At 44.3% G+C, this 10,772-nt stretch carries 11 protein-coding genes; 8 read left to right on the top strand and 3 right to left on the bottom strand.

The features are described 5' to 3' along the window. The 4 genes from QVO66_RS10165 to QVO66_RS10150 all read left to right on the top strand — a co-directional run. The coding region (locus QVO66_RS10165) for an O-antigen polymerase (protein ID WP_288172806.1) at window positions 1-1,168 on the top strand (1,168 nt) is incomplete at its 5' end. Window positions 1,169-1,174: 6 nt separating this feature from the next. Continuing rightward, a complete protein-coding gene (locus QVO66_RS10160) occupies window positions 1,175-2,023 on the top strand; it encodes a glycosyltransferase (RefSeq protein WP_021855383.1) in 849 nt (282 codons plus the stop codon). Between the two features lie 7 nt (window positions 2,024-2,030). After that, a complete protein-coding gene (locus QVO66_RS10155) occupies window positions 2,031-2,726 on the top strand; it encodes a glycosyltransferase family 2 protein (RefSeq protein ID WP_021855382.1) in 696 nt (231 codons plus the stop codon). A 152-nt stretch (window positions 2,727-2,878) separates the two neighbouring features. After that, a complete protein-coding gene (locus QVO66_RS10150; protein ID WP_288172808.1) occupies window positions 2,879-3,646 on the top strand; it encodes a glycosyltransferase family 2 protein in 768 nt (255 codons plus the stop codon). 539 nt (window positions 3,647-4,185) lie between these two features. Here the strand turns inward: QVO66_RS10150 and trxB are convergent. Further along, entirely contained in the window at window positions 4,186-5,136 is a 951-nt protein-coding gene (trxB, locus tag QVO66_RS10145) for a thioredoxin-disulfide reductase (protein ID WP_021855380.1), read from the bottom strand. Window positions 5,137-5,262: 126 nt separating this feature from the next. Beyond that, window positions 5,263-5,817, bottom strand: coding sequence for a glutathione peroxidase (locus QVO66_RS10140; RefSeq protein WP_021855379.1), 555 nt, complete (start codon window positions 5,815-5,817; stop codon window positions 5,263-5,265). A gap of 451 nt (window positions 5,818-6,268) precedes the next feature. Between QVO66_RS10140 and QVO66_RS10135 the strand changes: the two genes are divergently transcribed. The 4 genes from QVO66_RS10135 (at window position 6,269) to QVO66_RS10120 (ending at window position 9,414) form a co-directional block, all read left to right on the top strand. Next, entirely contained in the window at window positions 6,269-6,847 is a 579-nt protein-coding gene (locus tag QVO66_RS10135; RefSeq protein ID WP_288172805.1) for a GNAT family N-acetyltransferase, read from the top strand. Continuing rightward, complete coding sequence (locus tag QVO66_RS10130) at window positions 6,844-7,248, top strand: DUF1810 domain-containing protein (protein WP_021855377.1); 405 nt, start codon at window positions 6,844-6,846, stop codon at window positions 7,246-7,248. The genes QVO66_RS10135 and QVO66_RS10130 overlap by 4 nt, the downstream gene beginning before the upstream one ends. A gap of 89 nt (window positions 7,249-7,337) precedes the next feature. Beyond that, a complete protein-coding gene (locus tag QVO66_RS10125; protein ID WP_021855376.1) occupies window positions 7,338-8,384 on the top strand; it encodes an alcohol dehydrogenase in 1,047 nt (348 codons plus the stop codon). A gap of 190 nt (window positions 8,385-8,574) precedes the next feature. After that, complete coding sequence (locus QVO66_RS10120) at window positions 8,575-9,414, top strand: aldo/keto reductase (protein WP_021855375.1); 840 nt, start codon at window positions 8,575-8,577, stop codon at window positions 9,412-9,414. A 204-nt stretch (window positions 9,415-9,618) separates the two neighbouring features. On the opposite strand, the gene QVO66_RS10115 is transcribed toward QVO66_RS10120, so the two are convergent. Further along, complete coding sequence (locus tag QVO66_RS10115; protein ID WP_021855374.1) at window positions 9,619-10,578, bottom strand: alpha/beta hydrolase; 960 nt, start codon at window positions 10,576-10,578, stop codon at window positions 9,619-9,621. Between the last annotated feature and the right edge of the window lie 194 nt (window positions 10,579-10,772).

The raw sequence follows: 10,772 nt of genomic DNA, 5'->3' as shown, positions 1-10,772 counted from the left end.
AGGAATGCTGTCTTTTTTCCTGCTGTCACCCAGATTCTGCTCTTATCTTCCAAAACGTCAGATATTCTCACCATGGAATACAACTCTGATTGTCTGGATTATAATTCTTACGCTCTATACTTTTGTTCATAAGGAGCTGTATGCTGTTTCTGAACAATTTGTATATGGCTTAACCATTTGGGTATTTACCTTTGTCATTACATCTGCCGTCACCTTTGTAGTTTTCCCTTCATATAAAAAAAGCCCATGGAAAGTATGCGAAAAGAATGTTGACATAATAACATTAATTACGCTGATCCTTGTTCCTATGGCCGTGTATAAAGCTGTGCAACATGCATTTATGCTCGGTTCGCCCGAAGGCCTGTTCTACACGTTAAGAGAACAGGCTGTCAACCCTGAAGAGAACCAGCTTGGCATTGTAAAATATTTTGTATACGTCATAAACACTCTGCTAATCATAGAAATATGCCGCAGCAAAATAAGGAAATGGCGCATGTTGCTTGTCATATCGCTCTGCTTTCTCTTCTTTATTGCGACAATGGGAAAGATGACATTGTTCATGTACATATTTACGAGCCTTTATCTGCTTTATGAGAAAGGAAGAATATCATTAAAGCCTATATTTTGGGGATCAGTGTTTCTTATTGCATTGGTACCGCTGATGTTTATTCTAAGAGGAAGCTCAGACACCGAAACAGATGCCGAGGTTATTGGAGACTTGCTGATAATTTATTCTGTAACATCTATCATCGCATTTGGACAACTGTCTCCATGTTCGTCTACCCAATGGGGTGAAGTAACTCTTCGCTTCTTCTATGGACTTTTTGAATCACTCGGATTCAACATAAACACCCCTCCCCCTATCGTTCAGGAATTCTGTACAACGCCTTTGCCAACTAACGTATATACAATAATGTCTTCATACTTCAAGGACTTTGGGTTTACCGGAATTTTTGTATTTGCCTTGATTGATGGATTAATTATTGGCGCAATATACAAATATTCAAAAACAGGCAACAACCTGATGATGTATCTATATGCCTATATTTTTACATTATTAGTTACCCAGTTTGTTGACGAACAGATATTCCAGGGGTTGTCATCAATCATACAGATGACCGTACTTATCTTTATTTGTCACATCAATTTGAGCTATAATAAGGAGTGATGAAAGATGGATAAATTTACAAGAAACAACAATCCTGCATCAATTGCCGTTGTAGTGGTGATTTATGGGTCGAAATTAACCAGCTGCAACGTATACAATACATTAATAAAAAATAATATAGACAACATAAGCTGTTTGCTTGTTTTTGACAACTCGCAGACAAAACAATACGAAAAGATAGATCTCCCTAATGGGAAATACGAATATTTCTGGAACCCGTCCAATCCAGGACTATCCGTACATTACAACGAAGCAGCAAGGTATGCCAGACAACACGGATATGAATGGATTTTGTTATCAGACCAAGATACGACATTTCCACCGGAAGCAATGGCTGAATATGAAAAGGCTTTGACGGAGAACCTTGACTGCAGTCTGTTCGTACCCATACACAAGATATCCGGCGACAGATTTCTGTCACCTGTCAGATCGTGTATTTGGAAACAGACGACATGCATAAAACCAGGCATGCATAAAATTAAAGAATATGACATTATAAATAGCGGGATGCTGATAAAAGTCGCCGACTTTATTAAAGCGGGCGGATATAAAGAAGACGTAAACCTCGACTTTTCTGATTTTCAATTTATTGAAAGACTGAAAAGAGTCACTAAAAACTTCATCGTATTAAACATCGAATGCATACAAGACTTTTCGAATAACGCTGAAGACAAAGCAAAACTTATCAGCCGCTTTAAGAAATATTGCCAAAATGCTGCCAACTTCGAGACCAGAAGCATATATACAAAAGCCAGGATATCGTATCTTGTCTTAAAACATACTATTGCCCTCTCTGTAAGATGTAAGACAACAGAAACGTTCAAAATATTAGTCAAAAGTATAATAAAGAAATAAAGTTGCCATGATTTCAGTCTGCATAGCCACATACAACGGTGAAAAATTCATAAAACAACAATTGACTTCCATACTGGAACAATTAGCCCCCGCCGATGAGATAATCGTATCGGATGATAATTCTAAGGATAATACAAGAAATATAATTGAGGAATTAAATGACAACAGAATAAAAATTATTGACGGGCCCGGCATGGGTTCACCCACAAAAAATTTTGAGCAGGCACTGAAACATGCTAAAGGAGACTACATCTTCCTTGCCGACCAGGATGATGTATGGAAAGAGGGAAAAGTTTCTATATGTATGAAATATCTTAAAGATTATTGTTGTGTTGTCAGCGATGCAACAGTAACCGACGGTGATTTAAAGGAGACTTCATCTTCTTTTTTCAGGCTCAACAACACAAAATACGGGAAATGGTATAACCTGCTTCTAAAGAACGGATATCTTGGCTGTTGCATGGCTTTCAGAAAAGAACTGCTAAACGCTGCCATACCGTTTCCGGAAGACACCCCTATGCATGACATCTGGCTTGGAAATGTCGCAGCATTCAAATTTAATGTATGCTTCATACCCCAAAGTCTTATTCTGTTCAGAAGACATGGACACAACAGTTCGTCAACAGCAAGAAAAAGCACCTCGTCGTTAAAAGACAAAATAAATTTCCGGTATGCGATATGCAAAGGCCTCATAAAACTGTGACGGACAACCGCAATGATGTTTTGTTACATCTAAAATATTCAAAAATTTGCTCAAAATATTTATTTTGATTAACTTCGCATTTAATTTAGAGATGGCTTAACTGCAGACAATTGAGCCTGTCATGATAAAACTTGCCTAATATACAGAAAATGATTAAAGTATCAATAATAACAACTACATATAATAGTGCCAAAACAGTTGCAAGCACAATAGAATCTGTATTAAGCCAGACATATCCTAACATTGAATATAGGATTATTGACGGGAATTCGTCCGACAGGACATTAGACATAATAAAAAAATATCAGGAACGCTTTAACGGCAGGCTGCATTATCTGTCTGAAAAAGACAAAGGTATATACGATGCAATGAACAAAGGCATCAGCAAAAGTTCGGGAGACATCGTCGGCATTCTCAACTCAGACGACTATTTCACATCAGATGACATCATAGAGAATGTAGTAAAGGCTTTTGCAGACAACAAATTAGATGCTGTCTACGGAGACATACATTTCATCGACGGAAGCAACCCCGAAAAAATTGTAAGGTATTATTCGTCTGCCATGTTCAAGCCATTTTGGCTGCGCTTCGGCTTTATGCCCGCACATCCGTCATTTTACGTAAAACGTGAAGTTTATGAAAAATTCGGCAATTATTCGTTAGATTATAAAATAGCATCTGACTATGACATGATGGTCAGGCTATTTCATAAATACCAGATTAGGACAAAGTACCTTAAAAAGGATTTTGTAACGATGCGAACCGGCGGCGTCAGCACTAAAAGCATCAAGAACAGAATACTGATTACGAAAGAAGACGTTAAGGCATGCAAACGTTACGGACTATACACGAATATGTTTTTTATCTCAATAAAGTATCTTTACAAAATCTTTGAATTTAAACGCTTTTCTGTAAAATAACTGAACTGCATGAATTTATAAACGGCAATTTATAATACAGAATATATAAGTCAGCCAAATTGCTCTTTTTGAGTTCAACTCAATATCCACTTATTTTGTTATTACGGGCAACAAAAGTTTAATTGCATTTAAACTAAAAAAATCTGAAAGTAATAGACGCATTTTCATTAAAAGTTATACGAAACACAACCTATTTCAATAAAGACTTTAAGCTAAACCACATCCATAGATTTCAAATCATTAACCTATTGTTTATGAGTCAAAACTCGGCCACTTTTGATGCAAAAGTGGCCGAGTTTTCTGTTGCAAACAAGTGGTTATTTTTGAGTAAACCAGATATTTCGGACTCACCGATTTATTTTCTATATTCGGATTACCGCCATTTTGTCAGAACGAAGCCAGCATATACCGAATAACACAAGCTTTGAAAAGACTTATCTACTAATATCCGGCACAATACAAAAAAGAGTATGAACGCTATGAAAAATCATACGCGCTCATACTCCGCTTTATTTCTTATTCAAGCCAGCAAACGTCTATCAGTGAGACGGATGCTCCTGAAGATAGTTCTTAGCCTCTATTGCCGCACGACAACCGCTTGCAGCAGCTGTGATAGCCTGACGATAGTGAGGATCGGCAACGTCGCCGGCAGTAAATACGCCGGGCACATTGGTGCAAGGAGTATTGCCTATGGTCTTGATATATCCTATCTCGTCGAGGTCGAGCCACTCTTTGAACACATCGCTGTTAGGCTTGTGACCGATAGCAAGGAAGAAGCCGTCGATAGGCAGATCGTATTTCTCCTCGTCGGGTTCGCCCTTGCGCTTAACGAGGTGAGCACCCTCAACACCGTTCTCACCGTAAAGGCCAAGTGTGTTGTGCTCAAACAGAATTTCTATGTTCTCAGCCTCCTTTACACGGCGCTGCATAACCTCTGATGCACGGAGGAACGGCTTGCGCACAATCATGTAAACCTTCTTTGCAAGACTTGCAAGATAAAGAGCCTCCTCGCATGCTGTGTCGCCGCCGCCTACAACGGCAACAACCTTCTTGCGATAGAAGAAGCCGTCGCATGTGGCACATGCAGACACGCCTTCGCCCTTATATTTCTCCTCGTCAGCCAGTCCGAGATATTTTGCCGAAGCACCTGTGGCAATGATCACAGTGTCGGCAGCAATAACATGTCCGTCGTCTGTTGTCAGCTTGTAAGGAGCCTCGCTCAGGTCGGCCTTAACGATAACGCCGTCGCGCAAGTCTGTACCGAAGCGCTCTGCCTGCTGCCTCAAATCCAACATCATCTGATTGCCGTCAACACCCTCGGGATAGCCGGGGAAATTCTCTATCACTGTAGTCTGTGTCAGCTGTCCGCCAACCTGCAGACCGCAATACTCTACCGGATTCAGGTTAGCACGTGCTGCATATATCGCAGCCGTATATCCTGCCGGACCGCTGCCTATGATAAGGCAGCTCACTCTCTCTGCGTTTTCCATATTAATTTATAGTTTTTTTAAAAGACAAAGAAAAGCCAACAATACACCACCATGCCCCATAAGGTTGCACCGCGCTATATCATTGGCTTTTCATTTCATCTTATACAAATATGAATGTATATGTTTTTATTTCTTCAACAGTTCTTCAATCTGCTTCTCTATGTTCTCTATCTTCTCTGTAGGCTCGAAACGTGCCACAACTACACCGTTCTTGGCAACAAGGAACTTTGTGAAGTTCCACTTGATGTCTGCCTTGCTCTTATAGTCGGGATCTGCCTTTGACAGCATATCGTCAAGAATCGGAGCTATAGGATGGCTCATGTCCCATCCGGCAAAGCCCTTCTGGCTTGTAAGATATTTGTACAGAGGATCTGCGTCTTCTCCGTTAACCTTCAGTTTCTTAAAGCGGGGGAACTCTGTGCCATAGTTCAGCTTGCAGAACTCATGTATAGACTCGTCTGTGCCCGGAGCCTGCTGTCCGAACTGGTTGCAGGGGAAATCGAGAATCTCAAATCCCTGGCTGTGATATTTTTCATAAAGTTTCTCCAACTCCTCATACTGCGGTGTGAATCCGCACTTTGTTGCTGTGTTTACAATCAGCAGCACCTCGTTGGAATACTCCTTTAACGATACGTCTTTTCCTTTTCTGTCCTTGACAGTGAAATCATAAACTGTTTTCATCTTTTGTTTTTATCGGTTTATATATAAAATCTTCTACAAACTTTATGCCAAACGCTGCGACAACTGTTTATCAGTAAACTTTTGGCATGATATTTTTATCTTCTGCAAACTTACACAAAAGTTTTGAATATCCCACATCCTTTGAAGAAGTTTTTTGAAATATTTATGTAATTGCACAAAGTCAAAAATACCTTTATATCTGTTTCCGTAATACAGGAATATTTACAAACGACGGCAGGCATACTAAAAATAAGGCGGCGCAGCTATGACAAAACTCAAAAAACTGCGCTTTTTATTTGACTTTGCTCTCGCCTTTCACTATCTTTAAATAAGATAGGAGGCGGCTCGGCCAAGACAAAATTCAAAAAACTATGTTTTTTATTTGACTTTGCTCTCGCCTTTCACTATCTTTGTATGTCATTAAAAAAACTATATGTGCCAAAAGCCTGATATGAAACAATATGCAAAACACGACGGCTCTGCCGTTACAAAAGACACAAGACCACAGATAAAGCTGTGCCGCAAAGAGGAATTTGAAAATCTGTGGCCACAGATAAACGATATATTCGACAAGGCGCGGCAATATATGCGCCGCAACGGCAACAACGTGCAGTGGACTAACGGCTATCCGCAGAAACAGACCGTGGCGAGTGATGTTGCCGACGGGTGTTTCTATCTGATATGCCTCAACGGCCGCATTGTGGCATGCTTCTGCATGCGCCCGTCGCCCGAACCTACTTATGCCAAGATATACAACGGTCAATGGCCCGACGACGAGCCTTATAACGTGATACACCGACTTGCGTCTGACGGCACCATAGGCGGCATAGCACTGCTTGCCATAAGGTTTGCCCTTGACAAAGGCAACCTGAGGGTGGACACTCACGAACTTAACTCCACGATGATCAGTATCCTGGAGAAAGAAGGATTCATAAGATGCGGCACAATTTACGTTGCCGACGGCACCCCGCGCATAGCATTCCAAAAACAAGGAACAAGACATACAAACCAAATAAACATAATGCCATGAACGAAAATGAATATAATCTGCAAAGATTCGTCGATGCACAGGAAACTGAATACGCAACAGCATTGAGCGAAATACGCAGCGGAGGCAAGCGTAGCCACTGGATATGGTACATATTTCCGCAGCAGAAAGGTCTTGGACACAGCTACAACTCTGAATATTACGGACTCGACGGCACCGGCGAAGCACGCGCATATCTGGCACACCCGCTGCTCGGAGCGCGACTGCGCGAAATATCAGCCGCACTGCTCGAACACAAAAGCCGCACCACAATACGAAGACTTATGGGCTCACAAATCGACGTGCTGAAGCTGCGCACATGCATGCAGCTGTTTGACAGCATATCGCCAGGCGACATATTTGCCGAAGTGCTCGACGCCTTCTTCAATGCTAAAGAGGAATAACCTGTGGCCAGCAATGCGGCAACCGGGCTTTATCCTGACTCATTACATACCGAAACATATTTAATATAACCATAAAACCAAGCAAAACGATGTTAGCATACACATACATAGAGCGCGGACGGTTTGAACTTAAAGAAAAACCCATGCCGCAAATTAAAGACGCGCGCGACGCCATTGTGCGCGTAACCCTCGGAAGCATCTGCACAAGCGACTTGCACATAAAGCACGGCAGCGTGCCGAGGGCCGTGCCCGGTATAACCGTTGGCCACGAGATGGTGGGCATAGTTGAGCAGGTGGGAGCTGAAGTAAGAAACGTTAAGCCGGGCGACCGCGTTACGGTGAACGTTGAAACATTCTGCGGCGAATGTTTCTTCTGCAAGCACGGCTACGTGAACAACTGCGAAGACCCCGACGGAGGCTGGGCGTTAGGTTGCCGCATAGACGGCGGACAGGCAGAATATGTAAGAGTGCCGCACGCCGACAACGGACTCAACCGCATACCCGACAACGTAACAGACGAGCAGGCACTCTTCACAGGCGACATACTTGCCACAGGATTCTGGGCAGCACGCATATCCGAAATTACATCAGACGACACAGTAATGATAATAGGTGCCGGTCCGACAGGCATATGCACCCTGCTGTGCGCCATGCTCCATAAGCCACGGCGCATAATCGTCTGCGAGAAGTCGGACGAGCGCATCCGTTTTGTACGAAGTCATTATCCCGATGTACTCGTAACCAAGCCCGAAGACGCCGAAGCCTTTGTAAGAGCCAACAGCAGTCACGGCGGCGCCGACAGAGTGATTGAAGTGGCAGGAGCCGACGACACTTTCGAACTGGCATGGCGATGCGCACGTCCCAATGCTATAGTTACCGTTGTGGCTCTTTACGACAAGCCGCAGACACTGCCCCTGCCCGATATGTACGGCAAGAACCTTACGTTCAAGACAGGCGGCGTTGACGGTTGCGACTGCGACGAAATTCTGCGTCTGATATCCGAAGGCCGCATCGACACCACCCCGCTGATAACCCACCGCTATCCGCTAAACGAGATTGAAGAGGCCTACCGCACGTTTGAAAACAGGCTTGACGGAGTGATAAAGGTGGCAATAACCGAGAAGCAAAGGCCATAGGCAGCGCATGCCTTCACGTTGCCGGCAGACACAGCTGAAACGGCTATGCAGCCGACGTCTCAAAGAGTGATTAAAAAAGTCTGTAAAAGTGGTTAATCTATCCGTAATCCATATCCTCTTCACTCAGTTATTTATTGCTAACTTTGCAAGGTGAAAGAAACATTTTGCTAAACATAAAAACGAAGGTAACATGAAGACAATAAAACTGAACAACGGAATAGAGATGCCACAGATAGGCTACGGCGTATATCAGGTTTCGCCCGACGAATGTGAACGTTGCGTTAGCGACGCACTGAAAACAGGCTACAGGATGATTGACACGGCACAGGCCTACCACAACGAGGAAGGTGTGGGACGTGCCGTGAAGAACAGCGGAATTAACCGGTCGGACATTTTCATCGTGAGCAAGGTGTGGATATCCAACTACGGCTACGAAAAGGCAAAAGCATCGATAGACGAGAGTCTGCGCAAGCTGCAGACCGACTACATTGACCTGATGCTTCTTCATCAGCCATTCTGCGACCGCTACGGAGCCTACAGGGCACTCAAGGATGCCTACAGAGAGGGCAAGCTGCGCGCCATAGGCGTGAGCAACTTTTATCCCGACCACTTTATCGACCTGGCCAGCAACGTCGACATTGTGCCTGCGGTCAATCAGGTTGAGACGCATGTGTTCAATCAGCAGACTGAAGCACAGAAGATAATGGAAGAGTTCGGCACACACATCATGTCATGGGGTCCGCTTGCGGAAGGCCGCAACAATCTGTTCAGCAACGAAACTCTCACAAAGACAGGCAACAGTCACGGCAAGAGCGTGGCACAGATTGCATTGCGCTGGCTGATTCAGCGTGGCGTGATAATAATACCGAAGTCTGTTCACATAGAGCGCATGAAGCAGAATCTCGACATCTTCAACTTTGAACTTTCAGACGAAGAAATGGCAGAGATAGCCACACTCGACACAGGCAAAAGTCTGTTCTTCGACCATCATGATGCCGAAACTACAAAATTATTTATGAGCTGGCGATAGATCAGAAAATTAGCCGCTCTGATTTTCGGTTGTTATATTTAATTCCGGCAGATTCTCAGCTACGCACAACAACACCCGCGCAAATCAGCCGGAACGTTTGTCTCGTTGATTATCATCCTAACAAAGACACCATAAACAATCAAAGGGGACGTTTTTTGATTCGCTCAAAAAACGCCCCCTTTGATTTTCTTAATTCACAAAATATTATTTTTCTGCAAGTTTCTCCTTAAACCATCTAACCACGCGGTCGATGACAGGCTGCTGAAACCAGTACATGTCGCCATGCCCGGCGTCTTCAACCTCTACATAGCTTACGTCGTTGTCTGCTTTCTTCAGCGCGTCATACAGCTGCCTGCTCTGCACAGGCGACACCAGTGCGTCTGCCGTGCCGTGCATTATCAGGAACGGAGGCAGTCCCTTGCGTATATGCCCCATCGGACTTGCCTTCATGGCCTTTGCCGTATCGCTAAGAATGCTTGCGCCAGGATAAGAGGCAAAAGCAGTGCCATGAACGAGCAGCGCCTCGGTAACGGCCTTCGATGCGTGTATGTCCTGTATCTCCTTTGAATACCCCTCGCCTATGTTCATCAGGTTGCTTATGCCATAAATTGTCGCTGCGGCCTGCACATCCGAACTTTGGTCGAGATAGTCGCCCTGATCATATTCCTTGTCGCCGCCCGTAACACCTACCATCTGTGCAAGATAGCCTCCTGCCGAATCGCCTATCACGCCTATGCGCTGAGGGTCGATGCCAAACTGACGGGCATGGGCACGAAGATAGCGGACGGCCGACTTGCCGTCGACCAGCAAAGCCGGAAACATGTCGGGCACGGTGCGATACTCTACTGATGCCACCACAAAGCCGGCCTCAGCCAGAGCCATGCGCATCTCTACATATCTGTCGTGTGCTGCCGAAAGAAATCCGCCGCCGGGATAATATATTATGGCCGGTTTTGGCTTGTCCGTACACGGCACGAGCAGAGTCATCTGCAGCGTGCGGTTGTCTGATGCCGATGTAATCTGCGAATATACTATGCCCGTAACGGCATCAATGCGCCCGCGCTCAATGTTCACCTTCATTGTTTCGTGTACGGCCTGCGCCTGTGCGCACACCGGGGCAGCCATAAGGGCTGCTGCCATAATCAAGTGTTTCTTGTTTTTCATCCTTCAGTCTGTTTATTATTCTGCACGAATGCAAAGATACTAAATTAAACGGAGCTTTAAAAACTTACTCCCCACTATCTCGCTCTACACCGGACTATAAAGCCTTCTGCCGTTATCGCGCCCTCACTTCTGCGCGTCTCTCACGGCACGATTCATCTATGAAAGTAGGCTTTTGGTAACATAAAAATAGGGAA

It is taken from the genome of Prevotella sp. CAG:255 (assembly GCF_000431195.1).
In the GTDB taxonomy this organism is placed as follows: Bacteria; Bacteroidota; Bacteroidia; order Bacteroidales; family Bacteroidaceae; genus Prevotella; species Prevotella rara.
Note: the sequence above shows the minus strand (reverse complement) of the source record. Positions and strands in the feature narration are given on the sequence as shown.

Excerpts from the sequence above, each read along its gene's own strand:
- QVO66_RS10135 (WP_288172805.1), top strand. The coding sequence starts at position 6,269 with ATGAAACAATATGCAAAACACGACGGCTCTGCCGTTACAAAAGACACA.
- QVO66_RS10125 (WP_021855376.1), top strand. The coding sequence starts at position 7,338 with ATGTTAGCATACACATACATAGAGCGCGGACGGTTTGAACTTAAAGAA.
- QVO66_RS10155 (WP_021855382.1), top strand. The coding sequence starts at position 2,031 with ATGATTTCAGTCTGCATAGCCACATACAACGGTGAAAAATTCATAAAA.
- trxB (WP_021855380.1), bottom strand. The coding sequence starts at position 5,136 with ATGGAAAACGCAGAGAGAGTGAGCTGCCTTATCATAGGCAGCGGTCCG.
- QVO66_RS10140 (WP_021855379.1), bottom strand. The coding sequence starts at position 5,817 with ATGAAAACAGTTTATGATTTCACTGTCAAGGACAGAAAAGGAAAAGAC.
- QVO66_RS10120 (WP_021855375.1), top strand. The coding sequence starts at position 8,575 with ATGAAGACAATAAAACTGAACAACGGAATAGAGATGCCACAGATAGGC.
- QVO66_RS10130 (WP_021855377.1), top strand. The coding sequence starts at position 6,844 with ATGAACGAAAATGAATATAATCTGCAAAGATTCGTCGATGCACAGGAA.
- QVO66_RS10115 (WP_021855374.1), bottom strand. The coding sequence starts at position 10,578 with ATGAAAAACAAGAAACACTTGATTATGGCAGCAGCCCTTATGGCTGCC.
- QVO66_RS10160 (WP_021855383.1), top strand. The coding sequence starts at position 1,175 with ATGGATAAATTTACAAGAAACAACAATCCTGCATCAATTGCCGTTGTA.